Raw genomic sequence first — 26,464 nt, 5'->3', positions numbered from 1 at the left:
AATATAGTTTTGACTGAATGTTTTTAACACCTTTGCAGTACCTTTACCTTATGTCATTATTATAGGAAAACGTTTCCAATCCGTATATATCAATGATTTTAGAATCATGTTGGATTTTTTAGATATGTTGTTTTTTTGATGGGCGGGCGTGTGCCGCGGAGATCCGCCACTGTATATGCTGCCGTAGCACGCTTGTCTGCCCGCCCTTCGACTGGCTTCTATCTGCACTGCGCTCTGCCCGCGATAAGGGCGCTGCGGGCGCCGCTCCGGCAAGAAACCAGTCGAATGGCAGTCAACTGCGCTACCGCCCCGACCGCATATACAGTGGCGGATCTCCTATATCACACAAGGCGGCTATATAAGATATACTCTGGTTTCGTCAAAAGAATATTAGCAATGTTATTATGTCTCTCATATATAGATTTTATTACATATATAGATTCTGTTTTATTTTTCGCCGATAACTGGTTTTGTTATTATAAAGTATAAAAAAATGTACCTCTTGAGCTTTAATAAGCTTCAAAAGGTACATCCACTCTTCGTATTTTTTATAATTTTTCTAGTTTTCTACTCTCTTTGGGAAGTGGAGCATTACTTTCGTGCCGGCTCCCGGGGTGCTTTCGATCTTCACCGCGTACTTCTCTCCATAATATAGCTTGATCCTCTCGTTTACATTTGACACACCGTAGCCATTGGACGACTTGGACAGGATCAGGGCGGCCTGGGCCTTTGTCATTCCAACTCCGTTGTCTGACACAGTGAAATCAAGAAAATCTCCATTCTCCTTTCCCTCTATGCGTATCTCTCCTCTGCCATCAGTCTTAACGTCAATTCCATGCCCTATCGCGTTTTCAAGCAGCGGCTGGAGTATCAGATTCAATGTTTCATACTTCAGAATACTGTCATCTATGTCGTACACCACATCAAAGCTGTTGTCATGCATGGCAAGCTGGATATCAAGATACGACTTGATATTTGCTATCTCATCTTTGACAAGCAGGATGTTTTTTCCTTTGTTCAGGGCTGTCCTGTAGAATGTGGACAGAGACAGGGTGATCCGGCTTATGTCTTCCTGCTCCGCCTCAAGGGCTTTCCAATTAATCATAGACAGAGAATTATACAGGAAATGCGGATTGATCTGCGCCTGAAGTGCCCTCATCTCGTATTCTTTTTCCTTGATCTTGCTCTGATATACCTCATTGACAGTCTCATCAAGGCGCTTACTCATGCTGTTATAGCCGTTTATAAGATCTCCAATCTCATCTGTACTGTCATTTCCTATAACCATGCCCAGATTTCCTGTCTCGGTGGCCTTCATAGTCTTCTGAAGATTTTTGATTCGCTTCGTTATAAATTCTGATACCATATGTATACATAATATACATGCAAGCATACTTACCAAGAGTGCCACCACCGCTATTATAAGTATCGGTCGAACCGATGAGATTATAAGTTTGTTCGGCTTGTATACACATATGTTCCAGCCGGTCGCCTTGGATGTCTTATCTATAAATTGATACCCTGAATTATCCATCTCTCTCAGAACATCGAATTTATCCACATCCAATTCATATGCTGACTGCTCATCGGCAAATGTATTCTTGTTGAATATCATATGTCCATACTCATCCTCTATGATAAGCCCATAATTATCAAACATTGTCTCTGTATAAAACGGTTGAAATACACTGTCATAATCCACGCCTACATACAAAACGCCCTTGGCACCTTTCTGCTCCAGCATAGCCATCCGGCTGACTGAAAATGCAGTTCGGCTTTCCAGATCAATATGCCAGTGTATATTGTTATCCAGATCATCATATGCATGCGTTCCATCCGCCAGATCTTTTAATGGTGCAACTGTTGACCCATGTTTCACATCACTGGCATCAGTATATATCGTGACCTGGTTTACATCCTCATGGAAATACATGATTGATGCCAGCAGAGGATCGATCACCGTACTGAACTGCTCATAATTCTGATATGCCGATTGATCTGCGCTCAGTATCTTTGCAATCGACTGGTTATACGATATATATTTAGAGAGGTTGTTGTATATCTCCAATTCATTGTCCATGGAATCCGTGGTCTGGCTGACATAAGATTCCAAGATTGTTGTCTCCCGGGCCCACAGGATCTTTTTCATCTCCATATATGTTATACCCAGTATTATCATAACAGGCACAAGTCCGGCCAGCAGATAAATAACAACCATTTTGCCAGTCAGCTTCATATCACGAAATCTCTTCTTGACTCCACCTTTGTTCATCTACGATCCCCCTGCTTAACGAATTCTGCAATCGTCCTTTTCCAAGTCTGCTGTATGTCTACTCACCGCCTGCAACACCGCTCTCCCTGAATTTCTGAGGGCTCACTCCATAAAACTCCCTGAAACTCGAGCAAAAGTAGGATACATTCTGATAACCACACATCGCACCTATATCTACAATCTTCGCCATACTATTCTCAAGCATATCCCTTGCCCGCTCCATTCTGTATGACTTGATAAATTTGCTCAGGTTCTGTCCTGTCTCTTTCTTAAACACTGTGCTGAGATAACTTGGGGCAAGATATACCATATCCGCAAGCATATCTATGCCTAGCTCGCTCCCGTAATTCCTGTAAATATACTGCTTTACCATCTCCACTTCCTTATGTCCGGTCTGACTCTTGTCCTCAAAGCAGGCCGCCAGTCTGTCTATCGCAACCTCAACGAGACCTGTAAGACTCTGAAAATCCGTCGTCATATACATCTTTTCAACATCCTTGTTTAGATCCGCCTCACCGGTCCCATCTATACTGCCGTATATGTCCTTCAAAAGATTTGAGTAGAGAAACTTTATATATATCTGTGAACACTCATTCTTGTGCCTGTACTTTTCACAGAATTTGTCAAAATGTTCCCTGAGTGCCTCCACATCCTTCATCTTGATGTCCTGTTTCATCTGTTTCATGAGAGTGTCATCATCAAACTGGATCATTCCTGACGAATCGCTCTCCATATTTGGGTAGAACACCTTTATCTCCGGATGATAAAACTTATTGTCCATAAGCTCATCAAGCTCATCTACCTTCTGCTTCATATCTTCCGGCCTGTCTATATCAGATGAAACGGCTATATAACAATCCTCATCGTAATCACTCTTGATGATCTTCACCAGTTCATGGGCAGCCTGCACAACATCAACGCCCCCTCCCAGGAATATAAGCTCCTGCTGCTGATTGAGATTGAGATATCTTTCTATTCCCAGTGCCGTTATCTTCTCATTTTTCTTGAAATCAACATCTCTCCTGCCAAAGAAATCATGGTTAAATTCAACGAGAAGTATCCTTCTGAATTTTGCAAAATTGAGTTCCAGCCCGTTATACTCTTTTCTAATACTGTCTATATCCTCGCCGTTTACAAGCATATACAACGCATGCTCATAAAGAAATTCCATACTCTTGCTCTTGAGCTCATCCGAGGCTTTAGCCGCCTCCAGCTCATCCACAACCTTCTCCAGCGTCTCCTTAAACTCCTTCGGATCGACCGGTTTCAGTATATAATCCACAACTCCCAGCCTTATTGCTCTCTTAGCATAATCAAATTCATTGCAGCCGCTGAATATCACGCATCTCATTTTCTTCTTCTCATTTACCACATTGTCAATGAGTTCTATACCGTCCATGAAAGGCATCTTCACATCGGTGAGGAGGATATCATAATCCGCCTGACGTATCTTCTCCAATGCATCAAGCCCGTTTACTGCCTCGTCGATATCAAATTCCATATTCAGCTTTTTCAGAAGGAATCTTATTCCATTTCTCTCTATTCTCTCATCATCAACGATCAGTATTCTATACATCTCTCCACTGCCTTTCTTTTTCTTGATGTGAACTGATTTCGTATCACATTCCAACTTTAGTATATTTAATTATAACCGACTTACTTCCTGTTCGCCACCAAAACCTAAATCAAAAGGGGACGGAGGTGCCTGACCCCTCCGTCCCCTGCTGTGAAATAAACTAAGTTTTATATTATAATCTCCAAATGTCCTTGTTGTACTCAGCGATGGTTCTGTCTGATGAGAAGAATCCAGCCTTGCTGATGTTGACAAGTGCCTTCTTTGCCCAAGTCTTACGGTCCTCGTAGTCTACAAGTACGCCTTCCTTGGTCTTGATATAATCCTCAACATCCAGGAGTGTCATGAACCAATCCTTTACGATAAGTTCGTTGTGAAGTCTCTCAAGGCTTTCCTTCTGTCCGATCTCAAGGAGTTCATCGCTCACGATAAAATCAACAAGCTTCTTGATCTCAGGCTGCTCGTAGTAATCCTTTGACACATAATCAGCCTTTGCATAGTGGTCGATGACTGCCTCGCTTGACTCGCCGAAGAAGTAAATGTTGTCCTCGCCGACAAGCTCTCCAATCTCAACATTTGCACCATCTCTTGTTCCGAGTGTAAGCGCGCCGTTCAGCATGAACTTCATGTTTCCGGTACCTGATGCCTCCTTTGATGCAAGTGAGATCTGCTCTGAAATGTCACATGCAGGTATGATCTTTGCTGCCTTTGACACATTGTAGTTCTCGATCATGACAACCTTGAGGTATGGGCTCACCTCTGGGTCATTATCGATGAGCTGCTGCAGGCAGAGGATGAGATGAATGATATCCTTTGCGATGGTGTATGCAGGAGCTGCCTTTGCACCAAATATTACAGTCACAGGAGTCTTTGGAAGATTTCCTGCCTTGATATCGAAGTACTTGTGGATAACCCAGAGTGCGTTCATCTGCTGACGCTTGTACTCATGAAGTCTCTTAACCTGTATATCAAAGATAGAATTCTCATCTATGTCAATGTTCTGTGTCTCCTTAAGGTAATCCTTGAGAACGACCTTGTTCTGCTTCTTGATATCCATGATCCTGCCAAGGACTGCGTCATCATCATAGAACTTAGCCAGGTCATTCAGTTTCTCTGCATCCTTCTTGTAGCCGTCACCGATAAGCTCTGTGATATAAGCTGCAAGCTGCTCGTTGCAGTGGAGAAGCCATCTTCTGAATGTGATACCATTTGTCTTGTTGTTGAACTTCTCAGGATAGATCTTGTAGAAGTTGTTCAGCTCAGAATCCTTGAGGATCTCTGTGTGAAGGTATGCAACACCGTTTACACTGTGGCTATAATGTATATCGATGTGTGCCATGTGCACTCTCTGATCCTTGTCAATGATATATACGCTCTCATCCTTGTATCTGTTACGAACCTTCTCGTCCAGCTTCTTGATGATAGGAACAAGCTGTGGAACAACCTTCTCAAGGTAAGCAAGCGGCCACTTCTCAAGAGCCTCTGCAAGGATAGTGTGGTTGGTGTATGCGCACACCTCTGTCACGATCTCTGTAGCCTCGTCAAATGATATTCCCTCAGCGGTAAGAAGTCTGATGAACTCAGGAATCACCATTGAAGGATGTGTATCATTGATCTGAACTGCTGCATAATCAGCCAGGTCGTGAAGATTTGAGCCCTTTGCCTTAGCCTCATCAAGGATGAGCTTTGCGCCATTTGCCACCATGAAATACTGCTGGTAGATACGGAGAAGATTTCCAGCCTCATCGCTGTCGTCCGGGTACAGGCAGAGTGTCAGGTTCTTTGCAATGTCTGTCTTGTCGAAGCTAATTCCGTCCGGCTCCATGATGGACTCGTCAACGCTCTCGATATCAAAGAGGTGGAGCTTATTTGTTCTGTTCTCGTATCCGGTTACATCTATATCGTACATTCTTGACTGGACTTTCAGGTTGCCAAATGTAATCGTGTTGGTAACGTCTGTCTTCTCAAGCCAGCTGTCTGCCTCAATCCAAGGATTTGCAGTCTCCTTCTGGTAGTTGTTCTCAAATACCTGCTTGAACAGGCCCATGTGGTAGTTAAGTCCGATTCCATCTCCGTGAAGTCCAAGGGTTGCCATGGAGTCGAGGAAACATGCTGCAAGTCTTCCAAGTCCGCCATTTCCAAGTGATGGTTCCGGCTCAACCTCCTCTATGTCATAGATGCTCTTGCCATTCTCAGCAAGCACCTGTTTAACCTCGTCAAATACACCAAGGTTGATGAGATTGTTCGAGAGAAGCTTTCCGATGAGGAACTCTGCTGAGATGTAATAAACCTTCTTCTGTCCCTCCTCTGAAACCTTTCCGTCTGCGAGCTTCTTTGTCATATCAAGGAGTGCGAAATATATCTCCTCATTTGTACAATCCTTGATCTCCTTGTTGTATTTCTTCATGCAAATATCCTTTAACATAATATCCTCCTTACAAATATACGTCTTCACCCTGTTTCTTCCATACAGTCTGGTGAGATCCCTTAATTTATCTATATGTTTCTGTGTAAATTCCCATGTTGCTCCCTTGGTAAGCCGCCACTTCCAGTTGCCGCCAAGCGTTGATGGATAGTTCATTCTGGCACTGTTGTCCTTGCCAAGAATATCCTGCATCTGAAGTATGACCGTGTCCGCTGAACTCATGTAAAGCGCGTGTATCATCTTCTCCGCCACATCATCCAGACTGTCAGCCATGAGGTATTTCATCATATATTCCTGAAGATCTTCACTCTGTCCGCTGATGTAGCTTTTCAACATGTCATTGTCGTGGGTTCCGATATACGCTACGTAGTTCTTTGCGTGATTGTGCGGCAGATATTCATTTGCCGTATTGCCGTCAAATGCAAATTCCAACACCTTCATTCCCGGATAACCGGATTCCTTCACAAGTTTCTGAACCTCTGGCACGACCACGCCGAGGTCCTCAGCTATAACCTTGGATGAACCTATGGCACTGTCTATAGCATCGATGAGTTTCTTTCCCGGTCCCTGTCTGTAGTAGCCATCCTTCGGCTCGCCATTTGCCGGGATGCTGTAATATCTGACTATTCCGATAAAGTGATCTATACGGATCACATCGTAGAGCTTTGCCGATGCAGCAATCCTCTTCTTCCACCATGCGAAATCATCCTTCTCCATGACATCCCAGTCATAGATCGGGTTGCCCCACTTCTGTCCGTAGCTTGAGAACATGTCCGGTGGGCATCCTGCCACAACCGCCGGTGCAAGGCTTCCGGACAGCTGGAACTGGCCCGTGTTCGCCCACACATCAGCACTGTCCAGTGCCACATAGATCGGAATATCTCCAATGATGCTTATGCCGTTTCTGTTGGCATACTCTTTTAATGGCATCCACTGCTCGTAGAACTTGAACTGAAGGAATTTGTAGAATTCCACGTCTTCACCAAGCTTTTCTCTGTAAGCTGCCATAGCCTCCGGCTTTCTCTTCTTGATCGCCGGTTCCCACGCAAGCCATTCTCTGTTGTTATGATCAGCTTTGATCGCCATATACAGCGCATAGTCATCTATCCACTGTTCATTTTCCTTTATGAAATCTGCGTAACCCCTGCTGTCTTTGTGCTCTGATCTGCCAAATGCTTTTCTGAGTACTTCAAATCTCTGTCTGTACAGTCTGGCATAGTCGATCTCGTCATCACTGTCAGCCCATTTGTAGGATTCTACCTCCTCCTTTGTGAGAAGTCCTTCCTCTATCAATGTATCCAGATCGATAAAATACGGATTGCCCGCAAATGCTGAAAATGACTGATATGGACTGTCACCAAAGCTTGTAGGTCCTATCGGAAGAACCTGCCAGTATTTCTGGCCTGCACATTTCAACATATCGACAAACTCGTAAGCATCTTTTCCCATGGTTCCTATTCCGTACGGTGATGGGAGACTGCTTATCGGCAGGAGTATTCCTGCGCCACGCTCCAACGCTTTATTCATCTCTGATACCTCCTAAACAGTTCCTGTTATGGCTTGTATTTTATTAGCATTTCCCCTTTTATGCTTGCATTATATAAGCAATTAATTGTACAATTCTATCATATTGATAATGTACAATATGTAAAAGCTGTAAAAAATCGTCGAATTTATGAACAAAAAGGAGGCACATGGTTATATGAACAGTCTTGAATACGAAAATCTTCTGGAGAATAAGACCCATGCGGACCCGATGTTTCCGTACAATACTTACCTGTGCTCCATACCACTTGACTTCAATTCTGTGTCTCTGCACTGGCATGAATTTATGGAGATTATCTATATCAAAAAAGGCAAGGGAAATGTGACTGTGGACTTCACAACTCACTATGTTGAGGAGGGTGACATAGTCATTATCCTGCCAGGACACATTCACGGAATCTCCCAGCACGAAGGCTATTCAATGGAATATGAGAATATTCTTTTCTCCGTCGACATGTTCAGATCCAGAAATCACGACTCACTGGACAGCGAGTTTTTCCTGCCTCTGCTGGCGGGCGACTTGGATATCAAGAGTATTTATGACAGGGACGATCCATTATATCCGTCTCTTTCCGCGTGTCTTAACAGGGTAGACAAGCTCTGCTCAGAGACGCCAAAGGGATACCACCTTGCACTTAAGGGATGCTATTTTGAATTCTTCTACATTCTCTATGCCAACTCCACCGCAAGGGATGAGGCAGACAGGAAGAACCGAGCCAGGGATCTGGAGAGAACAAAACTCATCCTCTCCTACATAGACGAAAATTACAAAGAGGCCATATCCATAACGGATATAGCCTCCTACTGTGGATTCTCTGAATCCCATTTTATGCGATTTTTCAAGAACACCATGGGGGTGTCATTTGTGTCATACCTGAACGACTTCAGGCTGAATGTCGCCGCAAGACTTCTCTCCTCCAATGACGAGAGTATACTCTCCGTTGCGGAGAACTGCGGATTCTTCAACCTTTCCTACTTCAACAGAATGTTTAAGAAGAAATACGGCGTGACTCCGGGTAAATACAGGGATAATCATAACCTGTAAGCGGCCACTCATTGCCTACTACGCATCAGATCTTGAATACGAGTTCTTCATCTGATTGCTGAGTTCATAGAGAACCCTGCCAAGGGTTGCATTTGCCTCACGTCTCACCATGTCTGTGGTCTCCTGGTTGGCCTGCTGGCGGAGTTTCTCGCCCAATGGCTGTTCATTCATAATATCATCATATCTGTATATTATCTCATGTGCCTTGGACATGACTTTCTCCTCGTACCTTTCGATATGGAACACCGACTTCGCATAAGATGCATCCGCCATCGCCGCGATCATACGGCTGGTCCAGTAGAAGTTGTCCGTGGAAGCATCCGCCCCTGTATTTGCCAGATACTCAGGAGTCGTGTCTACATTTGCATAGAAAGGAACCATGACATTGAATGCATTCGATGCAAATGCTATCCACTGTACAGCGCAGATATCCTCTCCAACATATGGTCTCATCTGGATCGCCGACATGAAATCCGTCCTGTTCACACCTATCGATCTATATGCCCCGCGCATCTTATTGTCGCCGTAATTGCCGTACGGATCATACGGAGTTCCCTGATAATGCGAAGAAAGCACATACTTCACATCCTCCATGGTTATCTTCTTCTCTGGTATCATGCACCATGGAATGTCATCCGAAACCGGCGTAAAGTCCGCATCCGGTCCGTCCCAGACTGCCGAATTCGGGTTGAGCGTCCGCTCCATGAACCATGCCCTCGGGGTGTTGTACACGTGATCCGCATCGTCGTGACTGCCGAATATATCCCGTGGACAGATCGTGTCCTCCATATTCTCCACGTTCAGATGATACTTCTCTATAAATGCTGGAAGATCTGCCGAGCACATGAACTCGCTCTGCGCTCCCATTGCATCTGCCATATCAAATTCGTCCATACCAAACTGGTTTGGCATGACAACATACACATCATCAGGAACTTTTCTCGCGATCCAATGATGTCCTCCGATGGTCTCAAGCCACCAGATCTCGTCTACATCCTGAAATGCAATTCCGTTCATCTCATAGGTTCCATATCGTTCAAGCAGGCTGCCAAGCCTCTTCACGCCCTCTCTTGCGCTCTTTATATATGGAAGTGTAATGCTGACTATATCCTCCTCGCCGATACCTCCAGTCTTCTCAGGCTTATCTCCCTCCGCAGGCTCATAGCACACCAGTGGATCCGCGCCGAGCACTCTTGGATTTGAGGTTATAGTCTCCGTCGCCGTCATAGCCACATTTGCAGAATTCACTCCGCTTGCCGCCCAGATTCCTTCGCCCGCCAGCGCATTTGGAACACAGGTGTAACGCATCGGATCATCCGGAAGTTCAATCTCCACATGGGATATCTCCGACTTGTATATTCTTGGCTGCTCCTCCGGCTTCACAACCACATATTTCTTCGGCGTGTACGAACCGGCACCCGAATCGTCATTTCTCGCTATTATTGTTGAACCGTCATAAGACGCATTTTTTCCTACCAATATTGTTGTACATGGCATGATCTATTCCTCCATTTTTTTAATATTTTTCATCTTTTTTATAATTAAAAATATAATATATCCCGCAAGGCTTCCGAGGGTATTCATAACTACATCATCGAGCTGGCAGTAACCGCGCTCCGTTATAAGCTGAACCGTCTCTATGCAGACACTGCACAAAAATCCAAACAGTACAGTGCATTTGGACAACCTGTCTACCGCCCTGCCATCGCCATTCTTACTTCCAGCCACCGCCAGCGGGAAAAGCACGCCGAACGGCACAAAGAGCAATATATTTTCTATGACAAATGCGTGCTCCTGGGGCGTCACTCCCCACGTCTGAAACAGCGTCATGTCAATGCCTTGCCTTGAGCCCGGCTCTCTGGACAGGAACACAGTAACTGCCATCACCGCCAGATACACCACCAGCAGGAACCACACTATTGACTTCTTCACACGTCCGCCGGCACTAACCTTTTTCCCCGCATGGATCACTGTATACACGAGATAGACCACGACTGCTATGCATCCGCATAGAATCCCTATCGGAAGGTAGCCCGCGACCTCCATTATATCTTTTATAATAAGTTCAAACATAAATTCCCCTCAGTAATTTTATATTTATTCTATTGAAACCAAATACGATTTCTCGACAGTGTACTTTTCCAACTTCATTGGTTTTCCACCATTTATCCATTCCATATAATTCTTTGCATATGCATAATATGTATATTTCCCTAACTCGAATATAGCCGGCATACACTTTTCACATGGAGCCCATCTTGAATATATCGTTATACCATTAAAATCCGATAAATATGACATTATCTTTCTTTCGCAGCATCCATATGTAAGTCCAATCTTTCTCAAATAATCATCTTTCCTTTTATCGATTCTTCTCGTCTTCAGATCGTCCCCCAGCTTCTCTTTTTTACTCACATACTTTATCTTGCTGTTACTATCAGGCTCTATTACCTCTGTATAACGCATAGTTTTCTTCCTAATAGGACAGTATCTGATGCCATGATTTTTTGTATAAATATTGGTAACATGATGCAATCCAAACGTGTTATCAAATATGTATTTTACCAGCATCTCCATCTGCAATCTTTTGTTTCTATCCCACGAATCTGTCCCACTCAATGCCCAATACTTTTCTCCATTTGGCAATACAAATATTGTATAACAGCCTTGTTTTTTACCCGAATATTTATTAACCAGATTAAAATCCTTTTTTAATTTCAACGCTGACTTTATTTTTGCAATCTCTTCCGTAAACTGTTTTGTCATACTTTCAAAATTGTTTGATCCCGTTGACACTAATTCATCATTTGTATTTATTTGAGACAGAGAAATAAAAAAATGTCTATATATTTCTGTTAATTTATCTTTCCAAATACAAGCTTCAAAAATAGCACTGTCATCTTTTGGCATATCATGTGTTTCGATGTTAAACGCATGGGCTATATTAGAAATAAACCTAATATATCTCTTTTTTAACGTCACTTTCTCTCCGCTACTTTTCAAAATTTCTTTTTTTATAATATTAAGCGTCTTTGTATAGTAGCCTATTTTCTCTTCCTGTCCAATATCTGAGACCATACTTTTCATTATGGAATCCGCTCTTTCCAGTACAAACTCTAAATTTTCATTCCAGCTCGTAGCAGTAAATTTATTATAACTTGTTAGGAACTTCTCGTGTATATCATCTATTTCTCCTATATCATGCACCTTACATTTGCTCGCCCTATCTATCAATCTGTATATATCTGTCAATATAGTTTTTTTATTTTCACTAAAATCTACGTAGTCTTCATGCACATATCTCTCTGTATAAATCATAATAGAGATTGCGATACGCCTGTAATCATATTTTATCCTGCTGGCAAATGTCTGCAGTGCTTCCATATTTAGTGCCTCAACGCTATCACTATTATCCTGCATGACCGTATCATTAATAAGTGTCACATCTGCCAGATAATCCCACATATTATTTTCACTTAAATTGTACTCATCATTTATCCAGACACCTTCATCCTCCACTGATTCCAAATTTAAGTCAAGCGCTTCTAATGATTTCGATTTCGCATACTCTTCAAAACTACCATATTTACTTGCCACTATATCCAATTCTTCACTTACCAATTTACTTTTAACAATTTTCTGTAAGACATCAGGTTTATATGGCACGAAATATTCTGCTATCGGATAATCTGAATTTCGCAACCTATGTGTTATTCTAATAGATTTCTTCATATGTATCACCCACTCCCAAAACAATTCTCCCGCCCCTGCGGTAATTACGTTACGTTCCACTAATTATTATATCACAGTTGCAACTGACAGTCATTTTACACATTGTTTACACCCACCGCGTCTGATATACTTTACATGTCAGTCCAACTAACCATTTGGACGGGCTGAACAAATATAGAACAGGAAATATCCAACATGATAATAGCAAAAAAGATTCTAAAAATAACTTGTATCGTCCTCGGCGTAATCCTTGCGGCCGCCATAATATTTGTAGGAGTTCTCACTATAACAGAATACAAGCCAGACGATTCCGAATCCCTTGAGGTCACATCCGGAAGCACATTTGGCAAAAATGCAACCGACTCAGCCAAGCTTTCACCATCTGTCGGCGACTCCATATCCATCGTGACATGGAATCTCGGCTACGGATCCCTCGGTGCAAATGCTGACTTTTTCATGGACGGAGGAGACAGTGTGTACACTTCCACCGCAAAGCAGGTAAATGACAATATGGAGGCCATCACATCAGAGCTGAATTCACTTGCCGCTGACATCTTTCTTCTCCAGGAGGTCGATGAACGATCATCCAGAAGCCACAAGATAAACGAAGCCGATATTTTGAGGGAAAAGCTGCCGTCATACACAAGCTCATACGCCTACAACTACAAAACACTCATGGTTCCATATCCACTTCCACCGATCGGCAGAGTGACATCGGGGATAATGACTCTCAGCACATTTGAAGTATCGGATGCAGAAAGAATACAACTTCCATGTCCATTTACCTATCCGATCAGACTGTGCAACCTGAAAAGATGCCTGATCGTGTCCAGAATACCGATCGCCGGAAGTGAACACGAACTCGTCATAGTAAATCTACACCTGGAGGCTTATGACTCAGGCGAGGGCAAAGCCGCCCAGACCAGGATGCTCGCCGACATTCTCCAAAATGAGGCGGCAGCAGGGAACTACGTTATCGCAGGAGGCGACTTCAACCAGACTTTTTCAAATGTGGATCTGTCCGCATACCCTCAGCAATCCGCTGACCTGTGGGCACCAGGAAGTATAGATGTATCTGAATTTGGAGATTCCTTCACCTGCATCACCGATTCCTCAGCTCCGACATGCCGATCCCTGGACAAACCATACGAAGGACATGACCACGAGAGTTTCCAATATTATGTCATCGACGGATTCATAGTATCGAGCAATTTGCAGATCAACTCCACAGAGACCATAGATCTGGATTTTAAAAACAGCGATCACAATCCGATAAGACTCGATGTTGCGTTGAAATAAACTATATTTTCAGTTGTTTTATGCATGTTATTTTAATTAACATTAATTGTGTATGGCTTTATGTTTAAAATACATTTTTCTCTTGATTTATGCCGTTTTTACATGTATTATGGCATTGTAAATGTTATAAATATTAACATTTGTTGCTAGTTTTGAATAATACTTCTAAGAATAATAGAGAATACTCATCAGAGAAAGGAATTTTGATCATGAAGAAATTATCACAGTCACGTCTCGCCGACACTGTCATGAACGGAAGAAAAGAAAAGGGTATGACCCAGGCTCAGCTCGCCGATGCAACCGGTATCAACAGAGCACTCATTTCCAGAATAGAGCAGAAGGATTTTGTTCCTTCTATAGAGCAGCTCGAAAGTTTGTCAGAGGTTTTGAACTTCGACCTCACAGAAATGTTCATCAATGCTGGCGCACACAAGCTCGAGTCTCCATCCCCACTGAACATTGCAGTGGCAGGAACCGGTTACGTTGGTCTGTCCATTGCGACCCTGCTGGCACAGCACAACCATGTAACGGCAGTTGACATCATCCCTGAAAAGGTTGATCTCATCAACAACAAGAAATCCCCTATACAGGACGACTATATTGAGAAATATCTCGCCGAGAAGGAGCTTGATCTCACAGCAACTCTCGATGGCAAATCAGCATACAAGGATGCAGATTTCGTAATCATAGCTGCTCCGACAAACTACGACAGCAACAAGAACTATTTCGACACATCAGCCGTTGAGGCCGTTATCGAGCTCGTCCTCATGGTCAACCCGGATGCCATCATGGTCATCAAATCAACTATACCAGTTGGATATACCGAGTCCGTAAGGAAGAAATACAACACGTCAAATATCATTTTCAGCCCAGAGTTTCTTCGTGAATCCAAGGCACTGTACGACAACCTCTATCCATCAAGGATAATTGTCAGCACAGACAAGAATGACGAGAAGATAGTTAAGGCATCCCATACATTTGCCGCACTGCTTCAGGAGGGCGCCCTCAAGGAAGATATAGACACTCTGTTCATGGGATTCACCGAAGCTGAGGCTGTAAAGTTATTTGCAAATACCTATCTCGCACTCCGCGTGTCCTACTTCAACGAGCTTGACACATACGCAGAGATGAAGGGACTTAACACACAGGACATCATAAACGGCGTATGTCTCGACCCAAGAATCGGAACACACTACAACAACCCATCATTTGGATACGGCGGATACTGTCTGCCAAAGGATACAAAGCAGCTCCTTGCCAACTACAACGACGTGCCTCAGAATATGATGAGCGCCATCGTTGAGAGCAACAGAACGAGAAAGGACTTCATCGCAGACCGCGTTCTCTCCATCGCAGGCTACTACGACTACAACAATAACGGTGATTACTCAGCAGCCCAGGAGAAGGAATGTGTCATAGGTGTATACAGACTGACGATGAAGAGCAACTCCGACAACTTCCGCCAGAGCAGTATACAGGGTGTCATGAAGCGTATCAAAGCCAAGGGCGCAACCGTCGTTGTATACGAGCCAACCCTTGAAGACGGAACCACATTCTTCGGAAGCAAAGTTGTAAATGACCTAGACAAATTCAAATCCATGTCCGACGCTGTCATCGCCAACAGGTACAATTCATGCCTCGACGACATCAAAGACAAGGTATACACAAGAGATCTGTTCCAGAGAGACTAATCTTCAAGAAGACCTTTAAGAACATTTTTATAACATAAAAAATAACCGAATGATACGAATTAAAACTTGTATCATTCGGTTATTTTTTGTCAATATTTCTTATGAATTAGCCTGAGCCTTGAGCTCCTCAAGCATCTGAGGAAGTCTTGTATCCATCTCGTCATCCTTGAACTGACATGTACCAACCTTCCTGTGTCCACCGCCACCATACTTGAGCATAAGGCTTCCAACATCCATGGTCGCTGTGCGGTTCAGGATACTGTATCCAACTGCTGCCGAACATCCCTGTCCACCACGTCCGCTTACTATCCACGCTGACACATTCTGTTCAGGATACATACTGTATATCATGAAACGATTGCCGGTGTATATCGGATCCACTCCGCGAAGATCGCTTATGATAAGATTACCGTCCACTATGGTATGTGCCTTGACCATCTCCTTGAACTTCTCTGTCTGCTCATTATACAGAACTATTCTCTCCTGTATGTCCGGCATGGCAAGTATCTCATCAGTGGTCATGGTACGACATGCATCTATAAGCTTCTCCATGAGCTGATAGTTTGATATGGTGAAATTTCTGAATCTTCCAAGTCCGGTTCTAGGGTCCATAAGGAATCCAATAAGTATCCATCCCTTTGGATTCTGTACCTCATCGATGGTAAGATTACCTGAATCAACCTTATCAACAGCCTCCATCATATCATCAAACTGTGGGAATCTCTCTCTGCCTCCATAATACTCATAGATTATTCTAGCGCACGATGGAGTTATACGACTCTCCCCCTTGTATTTACCCTCAAGTGCCAATCTCTCATGCTCACTTGAATGATGATCGAACCAAAGTCCACAGCCCTCAACAAATGGCACATTTGCAAGGCAGTCATCCTCCGTAACCTCGATCAATCCGTCCTGAAGATCCTTCGGATGCGCAAACTTCCAATGATCAATAATTCCCGCTTCCTTCAGCAGTGCGCCACACGCAAGTCCATCAAAATCCGATCTTGTAACCAACCTCATAGTAAATCCTCCCTGGTATTGAACTTAAGCCCTGTAAAACCGGGCTGAATAGTTCATTTTCCGCAATAAATAATATATTTTAATTATATAGAAGCGGGTGGGGTATTTCAAGGTTGTATTTTCCATAAGTATTTTCATTATGCATCCTTTAATGTTATAACCTGCGTATTCAATCCATATTTTTTAAATTTATATCTTACAAAATTTGAAAAGCTCTCTTCATGTGTAGACAAAATTATCTGGCATTCCGAAAATTCTCTTCGCAATAATTCAACAAAAGAAATCATATTAATATCATCCATACATTGAATAGGATCATCAATTAAAATAGTCTTTATTCCCCGTCCTGAGTATATTTTATTTAATGCAAGAGAAAATGACAATAACACTGCAGACAGTTGACCAGAACTCATCGTATATAAAACATCATGCTCATTTCCAGGAGACGTAAATCTTATTGATTCGCCATCATTTTTTAGTAAAACTCCTTGCCCTCCTTGATACGATTGAAGCAATCTTGATGAATAAACAAAAAATGGGATTTCGATTTCATCAATTATTTGTTTTTTATATGCTTCAATAGAGTTTCCCAATGCATTCTCGTATTCTTTTAATTGTGACTTTATTACTTCTATTGTATCCTTCTTTGTTTCTAAATTATGAATTTCTTCTTTAAGTTTATCAAATGATCTATAAAACTGCTCTTGTAAATATTGTCTTTTAAGAGCGAATTTTTCCTTACTCAATTTACTAGCATCAAGTAAATCTAATGCGTACTTTTTTCTTATTTCAGCAAATGAATATTTCATATTAGCTGCTAAATATTCTGCTGGAATCGAATTCCCAATATTTAAACACATTTCTAATAGCTGTACCCAATATTCATTAATATCTTCTGCACTAAAACCGCTGTCGACCATACTATTAAAGCAAATGTTATATAAAGGTCTTGCGCTTTCTAATGCATTCGCAAATTTTGCTTTGGAGTCAAACTCAGAATAAACCATTAAAATATCATTATTCGATAATTCGGTTATCTTACATTTTAATCCATCTATAATTTTTTCATCTATTTGGGATTTGACAATCTCCAATTGTTTGGCATACAACTCCCCGTCCTGAGCCAAGAGATTGTAAAGTATATTTTTAGTGGAAACAAACTGTGTTTCCAACTCTTTGGAAGTATTCCAATCATGACCACAATATGGACAAACACCGTTTTCCAATATCTGCGAATGGTTATTATGAAGATTCTCCCTAATCTGAAGTACATTGTTAACTGCTTTTTGTAGTTCGCTCTGATTTCTTGATATATTACTTAATACATCAATTGCAGATAATAAATTTTCATCCTCTGATACTCCTATAATATTACATACTTTAGAAAAATTAACAGAACTATACTCCTGCAAATCAATCTTTTCTTGTTGTTGTTTTAAGAAAATCAAATTCTGATAATATATATCAATATCATCTATTGATAACGAATCTTTTTGAAGCAACAGCAACGCTAATAGTGCATTGCTTCTCATCTTCTCAGAAATACTCATAAATTTTTCATACGAGAAGTAATTCTCATGATAATCATTATGCTTTACATAAGATTCTAATTTCTCAAGTTCAAAAAGATATTGAGATAACACTTTATCTTGATTATAATCTCCAAAATAAATTACCTCCCGATCCCACATCTGTTTACCGTCTATAAGTGATTCATATTCTACTGTCTGCTCATTTGGAGTATCTGCTTTGATCAAGCGCTTCCTTTTTCTCTGAATCTCTTCATCAAGCTGTTTGAATAGCTTCTCCACCGCTCTTCTTTTTTCTTTTATGTTTTTCTGCTTTTCTCTCTCTGCTGCAACGCCTAGAAGATCCTCAATAGTCGTTGATCTTGACGTTTCGCTCTGTTTAAAATATGCCAGTCTATCTTCTTGTCTAATATAATGAAACAATGTAAATTGTTCTATATTATGCTTTCCAAACTCACGGTTTCTAATTGTAGCTATTGCATCGTTACTTTGAATGTATTCATCCCACGCCTCAAATGGAATATCATAAGAAGGTAAATATCCAAACTCTATACATTCAAATATGTTCTTAGGATTAGCAAATTTTCCACTTATATTAGCAGGTCTCACCCTAGCACCCAACACAAAATACCTATCAACCTCATCATCTTCAAATTCCGCCTTTATAATTACATCTTTTTCACTATTTTGGGCAAAGAAAATAGTTTGATATGCCAGTTTCCCATCAATTGACTCACAATCTTTTACCCTACTTATCTTCCCAGTAACCAATAATTCAACAGCATCGAAAATACTTGTTTTTCCATAACCATTAGGTCCATCAAATACAGAAAGAAGTGCATTACTAAAATCAATTTCCTTCCTGGAAAATAACTTGTAATTCTCAACATATAATCTCTTAATTATAATCATATTTAGCTCTCACTCCCTTCTTCCAACAGCAAATTCCACTTTTGACACACATCGTCCACACTCGTGATATCCATCTTCAATTCTATGAAAGATTCTACTCTTTTTGAATCAATATCAACGGGCCTTCTCGGTTTATTTCTAAGATCATCTAACTCCTTCTTTAGATAATCGTTAACAGTTTTTATGTTTTTCGATTCTGCTGCCTTCATAGGAAAACAATGAAGTTTTGTAACAAGTTCAATAAAAAAAGCATAGATTGGCTCATTTAAATAATTTTCTTTATATTTCGAAAAATTGCTCGTATCCGTAATGTAATCCTGAACCAAAGAGATTATAGAGCCTTTTCCTTCATTCTGCTTCAACCAACAAGCAGCACTCTCTAATTCCTTCTCGTTATACGAAAATACATATTTTTTAAAATAATATGGATCATCTTCAATTATAATCTTTGAAGAAGTGTCTACCATATCATCCTGATACTTACAAACCAGAAGTAAAGATGTATTCTTATCCATATCTGCCCTATGACATTCCCTCTTTCTAAATTTAGATGCGATTTGTTTTATGATTTCGCCATCTACATAATCCGCCAATTGAGAGTTATCACAATTTATAACCAGAAATGTCTGAGTATTGTTTTTGTTTGAAATCAACAAATTCACACTAACTGTCATTTTCCTATCATCACTAAGATTACAATACACATTGAATTTTTCTCTAAAATCAAAATTCAATTCTTTTAAAACTTTTAATAAAATTTCCATTTCTCATCCTCTTCTATCAAATTATCTGCTCAAACTCACCCAATTTAATAATGCTTACATCTTTCAGGTGTGCAATATGTTCCTTACTCAGCTCTTCTGAATCAATATCTTCATACATACTCTTTCCCAGTTTCTTTGCCTCGCCCTGAATTGAAGAACATTTTATATTTTTACTAATAAAACAATCATAATCCATCAACATCTCATATAATTCTTTATTTCTTAAAATATCAGTACATATGTCTCCATTATCCTCCTCATCATCCTTTTCAAGTGTTGTCAAAATATATTGTTGCGTTTCACCATCAATATATGTAATTGCTTGCTTATCCTCTTCAAACGGAATTTTAATTTCCTTCAATCCCGCAAAAAAAGGATTCTGTATTCTACGTTTACTTAAATAAGTGGGAATAGTTTCCATGGAAATTCCTTTATAATTACTAGGACAGGTAAGAATAAGAAATTCTTTCATCTCTTGTTTAGTCAATTGACCTATTTTATTTATCGCTGACAAAAGCAGACAAGTATCGCATTCCCCCAATCTACATTTTTGACAATAATCAAGCGCATACATAAAAAAATTATTTTTTAAATGATATTGATAAAACTCTTCATCCACTGTCTCAATTTCATCGCTTGTAAGCCAGTCAAATATTTCGCTCAACAAAATCTTTCTATCCATTTCATTATTATTATAAAGTGGATAGTTCAAATTTCTATCTATAATATGTTCATCCAACTTACCAAGGAGATACAAATACCGATTATTTACATATCTATCTTGCCCCCATAACTTTGGTAAATTAAAAACATTAATACTATGCTTTATTTCACTCTTAATTAATTCTTCAATTTGATCCACCTTACAAAAATACTGTTCACATCCATGAATATTATACAAAAACAGATTTATTTTCCTTATTTTATAGTCATCTAAATGCCGAATATCATCTAATCGTTTTTTTGTTTGTACCTCCAAAGCATCAAGCGCTAAATCTATATTATTTGTATTTAAAGTTCTCTCATTATCATCCACTTTTCTTAATGCTTTTTTTAATTCCACAATAAAACTTTCTGGTCGTCCTACCTTTTTCTCATATAACGCCTTTTTTTCGTCTTCATTTTCTCTAACCCGTTCTATCCCGGCTAATATATTAGCCAAGTCTTTGGGTGAATTGATCAATTCTTTCACATAATCATGAAAGTCTTTTTCTTTGAAATCTATGTTAGTTGTAACATGCAAATAGGCACCTTTTAAATCAGGCATATTTTTTACATGATAAGCAAGTCCGAGTAATGCGCTATCATAATCCTTGGGACTACATTTAACCTGATTCTTCACTTGATGAACAAAATAATATTTCTCTTTGCCATTTACTATTTCCCCTAGTGAAAAATCTTCCAGATACTCTATTTCAATAAAATATTTTTTTAAAATATCTTTATTTTCTTGCTCTGAAATCGAATTATTATATACTTGTAATATTTGTTTAACAGCGATCCAAATAGCCAACTTTCCTTGATGGTTATATCCGTTCCAACTATTGGATGCATCAAAAATTACTCCAGGATTATCTTTTGACATATTTCCACTCCTTTAATCAATCCCTAATACACTTAAAATATATTGTCTTTTTTCAAATTATTTATCCGCTCAAGGTGACCAAAACCATCATTATTTTATTATTTACATTTTTACATAGCATTATATCATCTTATTATATTTAGGTCTATATATTATAGTTTTTCATTATATTTCTAATTTGTGTATCATGTACGGCAGGCGTTATATTGCTTCGGTCATATTTAATTGCATATATAGTTTATGTAATCCGGATATTTTCAATAGCCCCCCCCATATTAAAAACGTCTGCTCACAAATGTAAGCAGATGCATCATTTTCAATGATATTACTAAAGAAAACCTCTTATTTTTTCTTATTCTAACCCAATTTTTTCTATATATCGATCAACTGCTGATGTCGATTTCTAAGAACCACATAAACACTGTATTATAATAATTCCATATTTTATATTTAAGACACCGGGGCAACACAAAAGGACTTTTGTATCCAATCCCTGAAATTATATTGTGATAAAAACAGCCTTACATCACCACAAATATATTTTTACCGATAATTATTAGTTATCTATCACTTATATTGTAGTATTGGGGGTGGGAGAATAATTCTATGGATAAACTGGCTATAGATAGGTTTATACGTAAATTTGGAATTGCAATTGGCCAAGGAAATGCAGCCGTATTTGGAGGTGCTGGATTATCTCGAGAATCAGGCTTTGTTAATTGGAAAGAATTATTACGTGATTTTGCAACTGATATCAGACTTGATATTGATAAAGAAACGGATCTTATTTCAGTTGCACAATATTATAAAAATGAAATGGGAGGAAATCGAAATGGATTAAATCAAGAAATATTAAATCAATTTACTAAAAATATAAACTATAATTCAACATTAAACGTACTTTCTCAATTACCTATTTCTACTTATTGGACAACTAACTACGATCATTTAATCGAAGATACATTAGAGCAAAAAGCAAAATATAAAGTAGATTGTAAAAGAAATGAAGAAAGTCTTACCATTAATAGGCAAGATAGTGATGTTATTGTGTATAAAATACATGGTGATATTGACGAACCCAATAAGGCTATAATCACAAAAGACGACTATGAATTGTTTGAAAAAACTCACAAACTATTCACTACGGCATTACAAGCTGATTTGATTTCTAAAACATTTGTTTTTATAGGTTATAGCTTTAATGATCCTAATTTATGGCAAATTCTTAGTAGAATTCGTATACTAATTGGAGAAAACCAAAGAGAACATTTTTGTTTTATAAAAGAACTAAAAGAAGATGATTATGTTACAAATAAAGGAAAGCGAAAGAGAAGAAATACCGAAGATTTTTTATATGACAAAATTCATCAAGAACTCATGATTAAAGATTTGAGAAGGTATGGAATACAAACTGTATTAGTTGATAGCTATAGTGATATTCCACTCATTTTATCAAAAATTAAAAAAAACTATATCACGAGTCGAATTTTTGTTGCAGGAAGTTGCCGGAATTATGGTATATGGAAAAAGGAAGTGGCATACCAGTTTTTATCGCAATTAGGTTATCAATTAATAAAAAATGGATATCATATATCTTCTGGATTTGTTGAGGGTGTTGGTCCCCAAGTTATAAATGGTGCATTAAATGCAATTAATGATTATAATTTAAATATTGAAAAAACTATTGTTATAAAACCATTGCCCTTAATTGAAGGTAGCGATAAATATATGAATGCATCTTCAAAAAAAATGTTTCAAAATAATATGATAGAGAATGCTGGAATAATTATTTTCCTTTTTGGCAACAATTATTATAATGGTGAATTAAAGTTATCTCAGGGGGTTTTGCATGATTTCCAACGTGCTCAACAGCAACATAAGTATATAATTCCCGTTGGTTCAACAGGTTATTGTGCTGAATATATTCTTTCTGAAATAGAAAAAAATATTAACGAGTATACATATTTAAAACCCTATTTGCACCAATTAAAGATTGAAAGAAATCCTAAAAAATTGGTAGAATTGATAATTGCTATTATTAAATACATTAAATCTTTGTAAAATAATTATCACCGTACATAATTATGAGTTTATTAGTAGCATTACATACTAATGAAATATCGTAGTTACTAATACATGATGTCTTATAATAAGCTAGTAGTTTAGAATGAATAATAGTGATTAATACTTGGGTAAAGTTATCAATATATAAATTGTTATTTTGATGCCATATTTTAATATAGAGTCCAATATTGTCTGCAGATAAGACAACCATTTCATTTGTCTTATCTGCATAGTAATAGTTTCTAATAAGTGCTTCAAAAATAGTTGTCTGAATAGTAACTTTTTTATAGTCTTTTCGTTGTATATATATATCTAATATTTTGCTAATTGCATTCTCGATATCTAGTTTTTCATCTCTAATTGTTACCATATTGTAATTTCTTAAATATTTGTATTTTTCAGGTATATTAGTCTTTTCCATATGAAACAGTATTGGGAAAAAACTTATTTTATTTTGCTTGATATATTCGAGTTCCGTAATACACCACTTTTTTTTAAAAAAAGTTGAATCGAAAATAATAATTACCCCATAGTTTATTTTTTTAAATGAATCAAGTACATTAAATAAATTGCTTAATATTTCATCTCCTAAATGAACATTTATTTGATCTAACCATAAATTGATTCCATAGCTTTTAATTTTTTTTACAAAATTCTTTACAAAATTGTTGTAAATACTTTTAGAATATGAAATAAAAAAATCATCCTGTGGCATAACACTCTCCATTTACTTCTTGTCTGATTAGACTATAAGTGATAGATAACTAATAATTATCATCCATTCGTATTTTCTTGTTACTCGTATACTAAATACTATACTATATACACATATATTTCAACATTTATTTTAGTTTTTCTTATCATTGTCCATATAATCTATATCTCTATATATAAACAATAATAAATGCAGAGAAACTTTTATAGTCCTCTGCATTTGTTACAAACTTTTTTACATTGTTGTTCTTTACAATGTTATATATGTACTCCTTTTTTTATCACAATCTCGTCAATTCTAATCGCGTGGTTTATTACCCATTTTAACAATTATATGGTAAAGAGTAGTAACACTACTATTTCTATTATGAAAAGTTTTCATTATTCGTATATCCGAATACTCAAGATCTTCAACTTTAATTTTATCTTCGACTTTAATTAATTGATAAATATAATCACGCTCTTTTATATATTGCAAATAACGATAGCAAAATCCATCCAGATCTACTACATTTGCATACACTAATACTATATTAAACGTATTTCCTGCTGTATCATACAAAAAAATCTTATCTATATGTCTACTCAAATATTCTTTTTTCAAACTATCAAGATTCAAAGCTTCGATTATTGTACCTGGCATCCCCTCTATTTTGATGAGCAAGTCAACTTCTCCAGCCTCCTTTCCAGCTAATGCCAATCCTCGCCTAGTCTGATCAAGCACTTCATAATTTGATCTTTCAAGCATATCTCTTATATAATCATTCCTGTTGTTCTCCTTTGCTAAATAGTACATAGGGTTCGCCTGCAGCTTTACACACACTGCCAACAGGTCATAGATTATACTATCCTCACAATCCTTTTTTTGACATGTTTCAATTACTTTAATTTCAGCTGTCATACTATCCCAGATTTGGTTTAACATTTTCTCTGCATTTTTTTCTGCTTCTTTCAGTTCTAAATACTTTTTTCTATCTGAAGAATCATTGTAAAACCTATCAAAATATTGCCTTCTCCATTGTCCTATTCTTTTTAGATTTCTTTTTACAGTTGGATCAGCAATATCATTTTTTAAACTTTTAAATAGATCCATATTCTGAAGAATCTTACAAATTGCTATTGATTGTGCGGAATCGTCTTTATGTGCTTCGTCATCCAATTTTCTATATAATGTATAATATCTGTCAATATCACTATATCTCTCTAGCTCAGCATCAATAGCCATTTTCTTTTTCCTATACTCAGAAATTCTAACAACAATATTCTTGATCATAGCGTAAATGTCCGCATCATGTCTCACCGGTATTATCATATATCTATCCCGAATCAAATCGTATATAAATAAACACGGAATATCTTTCTCAGGAATACCATATTCTGCTGCAAATTCGCCAATAGTTTGTGCATATTTTTTCTTCCAATCTATCTTTTTATAATCATAGTATACATATTCAAACTCCCCCCTATTATCTTCGACCCCTTTTCCATCTAACAGTTCAACAAACGGGCACATTCCACCTACATATGCAGGCTGTCCCGGTATATGCAGAAAGGAAGCTCTTTTTTTTACTTTAGGAGTTGAAAATAAAAATAATATATTGTTCCCTGTAAGATCATTCAAGGCGGCCCAATCGTGCTCCAATTTCCTATATGCCTTTTCTGCATCCGAATATCTTGCAACTAATGAAACAATCAATATATATCCCCTATCTTTCGCCCTTGGAATACAGCCTTGAAAATATTCTAATAATCCCATATATGTTACTTCCATAATTCTTCCCCCCAGCGAACTATATCATCGCATTCTTGAAACTAATTTCGCAAGCTTCAATGTACACCATATAAAATATACTAATCCCAATATCATAAATAATGTTTGAGCATATATAATATATTTTTTCAATTCATAAGATAAATTAAAACCAACTATAACAAAAACAAATATAACGTCAATTATATTTGAAAATATCCCCAATATAGAGCAATAATACAAATTATCTAAATAATGATGGTCCCATAATCTTCTGATTCGCTCCTTATCAATAGCCGAAATTAAAATACCTATCCCCGTAAACATAAATCCAGCTATCACCCCAGAGAAACTCAATACATTAAATTGAAAATCATTTCCAAGTGCCAAAATATCTGAACTATTTAATATCGGACTTACAAATAGAACTATTGTGACTATTATTGTAATAACAGTCACTGTAACTAGTTTACATATATTTTTTTTAGAAACCTTACTAATGTTTTCTACCACACATTTTTTTGTTTTATCCATCATAAATAGA

The 26,464-nt window shown here is 38.4% G+C and carries 17 protein-coding genes and 1 pseudogene; 4 read left to right on the top strand and 14 right to left on the bottom strand.

The window, feature by feature from the left end; genetic code table 11:
* Positions 1–559: 559 nt before the first annotated feature.
* From DWX57_RS09020 to malQ, 4 genes and pseudogenes are all read right to left on the bottom strand, one after another.
* Positions 560–2,272, bottom strand: a complete 1,713-nt coding sequence (locus DWX57_RS09020) for a sensor histidine kinase (protein ID WP_120123805.1) — start codon at positions 2,270–2,272, stop codon at positions 560–562.
* 58 nt (positions 2,273–2,330) lie between these two features.
* Positions 2,331–3,848: a response regulator transcription factor gene (locus DWX57_RS09015; RefSeq protein ID WP_120124054.1), complete on the bottom strand. Its 1,518-nt coding sequence runs from the start codon at positions 3,846–3,848 to the stop codon at positions 2,331–2,333.
* 172 nt (positions 3,849–4,020) lie between these two features.
* Positions 4,021–6,270, bottom strand: coding sequence for a glycogen/starch/alpha-glucan phosphorylase (locus DWX57_RS14710; RefSeq protein WP_243106216.1), 2,250 nt, complete (start codon positions 6,268–6,270; stop codon positions 4,021–4,023).
* A 48-nt stretch (positions 6,271–6,318) separates the two neighbouring features.
* Positions 6,319–7,797: pseudogene (gene malQ, locus DWX57_RS14705) on the bottom strand (4-alpha-glucanotransferase); the annotation flags it as partial.
* Between the two features lie 175 nt (positions 7,798–7,972).
* On the opposite strand from malQ, the gene DWX57_RS09005 reads away from it, so the two are divergent.
* Entirely contained in the window at positions 7,973–8,860 is an 888-nt protein-coding gene (locus DWX57_RS09005; protein WP_120123800.1) for an AraC family transcriptional regulator, read from the top strand.
* An 18-nt stretch (positions 8,861–8,878) separates the two neighbouring features.
* Here the strand turns inward: DWX57_RS09005 and DWX57_RS09000 are convergent, their stop codons facing one another.
* From DWX57_RS09000 to DWX57_RS08990, 3 genes are read right to left on the bottom strand one after another with little or no spacing between them, the layout of a single operon-like run.
* The gene (locus tag DWX57_RS09000) at positions 8,879–10,357 is read right to left on the bottom strand and encodes a C69 family dipeptidase (RefSeq protein WP_120123798.1); all 1,479 of its coding nucleotides are present in this window, start codon (positions 10,355–10,357) and stop codon (positions 8,879–8,881) included.
* A gap of 3 nt (positions 10,358–10,360) precedes the next feature.
* Complete coding sequence (locus DWX57_RS08995) at positions 10,361–10,933, bottom strand: VanZ family protein (RefSeq protein ID WP_120123796.1); 573 nt, start codon at positions 10,931–10,933, stop codon at positions 10,361–10,363.
* 24 nt (positions 10,934–10,957) lie between these two features.
* Positions 10,958–12,592, bottom strand: a complete 1,635-nt coding sequence (locus DWX57_RS08990) for a hypothetical protein (RefSeq protein ID WP_118758432.1) — start codon at positions 12,590–12,592, stop codon at positions 10,958–10,960.
* Positions 12,593–12,787: 195 nt separating this feature from the next.
* On the opposite strand from DWX57_RS08990, the gene DWX57_RS08985 reads away from it, so the two are divergent.
* Together DWX57_RS08985 and DWX57_RS08980 are read left to right on the top strand one after the other, a co-directional pair.
* Positions 12,788–13,891 (top strand): endonuclease/exonuclease/phosphatase family protein, encoded by a 1,104-nt coding sequence (locus DWX57_RS08985; protein ID WP_120123793.1) that lies wholly within the window; start codon positions 12,788–12,790, stop codon positions 13,889–13,891.
* 209 nt (positions 13,892–14,100) lie between these two features.
* The gene (locus DWX57_RS08980) at positions 14,101–15,582 is read left to right on the top strand and encodes a nucleotide sugar dehydrogenase (protein ID WP_120123791.1); all 1,482 of its coding nucleotides are present in this window, start codon (positions 14,101–14,103) and stop codon (positions 15,580–15,582) included.
* Between the two features lie 99 nt (positions 15,583–15,681).
* Here DWX57_RS08980 and DWX57_RS08975 read toward each other — a convergent pair whose 3' ends face one another.
* The 4 genes from DWX57_RS08975 to DWX57_RS08960 all read right to left on the bottom strand — a co-directional run bounded on the left by DWX57_RS08975 (position 15,682) and on the right by DWX57_RS08960 (position 21,392).
* The gene (locus DWX57_RS08975; RefSeq protein WP_055223542.1) at positions 15,682–16,602 is read right to left on the bottom strand and encodes a hypothetical protein; all 921 of its coding nucleotides are present in this window, start codon (positions 16,600–16,602) and stop codon (positions 15,682–15,684) included.
* Positions 16,603–16,739: 137 nt separating this feature from the next.
* Positions 16,740–19,043 carry an ATP-binding protein gene (locus DWX57_RS08970; protein ID WP_120123789.1) on the bottom strand — a complete coding sequence of 768 codons (2,304 nt, stop codon included), beginning with the start codon at positions 19,041–19,043 and terminating at the stop codon, positions 16,740–16,742.
* Between the two features lie 2 nt (positions 19,044–19,045).
* Positions 19,046–19,807 carry an ABC-three component system middle component 1 gene (locus tag DWX57_RS08965; protein WP_120123786.1) on the bottom strand — a complete coding sequence of 254 codons (762 nt, stop codon included), beginning with the start codon at positions 19,805–19,807 and terminating at the stop codon, positions 19,046–19,048.
* A 16-nt stretch (positions 19,808–19,823) separates the two neighbouring features.
* Positions 19,824–21,392, bottom strand: coding sequence for an ABC-three component system protein (locus tag DWX57_RS08960; RefSeq protein WP_120123784.1), 1,569 nt, complete (start codon positions 21,390–21,392; stop codon positions 19,824–19,826).
* Positions 21,393–21,998: 606 nt separating this feature from the next.
* On the opposite strand from DWX57_RS08960, the gene DWX57_RS08955 reads away from it, so the two are divergent.
* Entirely contained in the window at positions 21,999–23,453 is a 1,455-nt protein-coding gene (locus DWX57_RS08955; protein WP_120123782.1) for an SIR2 family protein, read from the top strand.
* Here the strand turns inward: DWX57_RS08955 and DWX57_RS08950 are convergent.
* The 3 genes from DWX57_RS08950 to DWX57_RS08940 all read right to left on the bottom strand — a co-directional run bounded on the left by DWX57_RS08950 (position 23,440) and on the right by DWX57_RS08940 (position 26,457).
* Positions 23,440–24,171 (bottom strand): toll/interleukin-1 receptor domain-containing protein, encoded by a 732-nt coding sequence (locus tag DWX57_RS08950; protein ID WP_165852788.1) that lies wholly within the window; start codon positions 24,169–24,171, stop codon positions 23,440–23,442. The two genes, DWX57_RS08955 and DWX57_RS08950, sit on opposite strands and share 14 nt — an antisense overlap.
* Before the next feature lie 297 nt (positions 24,172–24,468).
* Positions 24,469–25,941 carry a hypothetical protein gene (locus tag DWX57_RS08945; RefSeq protein WP_120123777.1) on the bottom strand — a complete coding sequence of 491 codons (1,473 nt, stop codon included), beginning with the start codon at positions 25,939–25,941 and terminating at the stop codon, positions 24,469–24,471.
* A gap of 24 nt (positions 25,942–25,965) precedes the next feature.
* Complete coding sequence (locus DWX57_RS08940; RefSeq protein ID WP_120123775.1) at positions 25,966–26,457, bottom strand: hypothetical protein; 492 nt, start codon at positions 26,455–26,457, stop codon at positions 25,966–25,968.
* Positions 26,458–26,464: the final 7 nt, after the last annotated feature.

The sequence above is a fragment of the Coprococcus sp. AF19-8AC genome (assembly GCF_003603115.1).
Lineage (GTDB): Bacteria > Bacillota > Clostridia > Lachnospirales > Lachnospiraceae > Coprococcus > Coprococcus aceti.
This window is presented reverse-complemented; position numbering and strand designations above follow the sequence as displayed.

Bases quoted from the DNA above. Each gene is read 5' to 3' on its own strand.
- DWX57_RS09020 (WP_120123805.1), bottom strand. From the start codon at position 2,272: ATGAACAAAGGTGGAGTCAAGAAGAGATTTCGTGATATGAAGCTGACT.
- DWX57_RS09015 (WP_120124054.1), bottom strand. From the start codon at position 3,848: ATGTATAGAATACTGATCGTTGATGATGAGAGAATAGAGAGAAATGGA.
- DWX57_RS14710 (WP_243106216.1), bottom strand. From the start codon at position 6,270: ATGTTAAAGGATATTTGCATGAAGAAATACAACAAGGAGATCAAGGAT.
- DWX57_RS09005 (WP_120123800.1), top strand. From the start codon at position 7,973: ATGAACAGTCTTGAATACGAAAATCTTCTGGAGAATAAGACCCATGCG.
- DWX57_RS09000 (WP_120123798.1), bottom strand. From the start codon at position 10,357: ATGCCATGTACAACAATATTGGTAGGAAAAAATGCGTCTTATGACGGT.
- DWX57_RS08995 (WP_120123796.1), bottom strand. From the start codon at position 10,933: ATGTTTGAACTTATTATAAAAGATATAATGGAGGTCGCGGGCTACCTT.
- DWX57_RS08990 (WP_118758432.1), bottom strand. From the start codon at position 12,592: ATGAAGAAATCTATTAGAATAACACATAGGTTGCGAAATTCAGATTAT.
- DWX57_RS08985 (WP_120123793.1), top strand. From the start codon at position 12,788: ATGATAATAGCAAAAAAGATTCTAAAAATAACTTGTATCGTCCTCGGC.
- DWX57_RS08980 (WP_120123791.1), top strand. From the start codon at position 14,101: ATGAAGAAATTATCACAGTCACGTCTCGCCGACACTGTCATGAACGGA.
- DWX57_RS08975 (WP_055223542.1), bottom strand. From the start codon at position 16,602: ATGAGGTTGGTTACAAGATCGGATTTTGATGGACTTGCGTGTGGCGCA.
- DWX57_RS08970 (WP_120123789.1), bottom strand. From the start codon at position 19,043: ATGATTATAATTAAGAGATTATATGTTGAGAATTACAAGTTATTTTCC.
- DWX57_RS08965 (WP_120123786.1), bottom strand. From the start codon at position 19,807: ATGGAAATTTTATTAAAAGTTTTAAAAGAATTGAATTTTGATTTTAGA.
- DWX57_RS08960 (WP_120123784.1), bottom strand. From the start codon at position 21,392: ATGTCAAAAGATAATCCTGGAGTAATTTTTGATGCATCCAATAGTTGG.
- DWX57_RS08955 (WP_120123782.1), top strand. From the start codon at position 21,999: ATGGATAAACTGGCTATAGATAGGTTTATACGTAAATTTGGAATTGCA.
- DWX57_RS08950 (WP_165852788.1), bottom strand. From the start codon at position 24,171: ATGCCACAGGATGATTTTTTTATTTCATATTCTAAAAGTATTTACAAC.
- DWX57_RS08945 (WP_120123777.1), bottom strand. From the start codon at position 25,941: ATGGAAGTAACATATATGGGATTATTAGAATATTTTCAAGGCTGTATT.
- DWX57_RS08940 (WP_120123775.1), bottom strand. From the start codon at position 26,457: ATGATGGATAAAACAAAAAAATGTGTGGTAGAAAACATTAGTAAGGTT.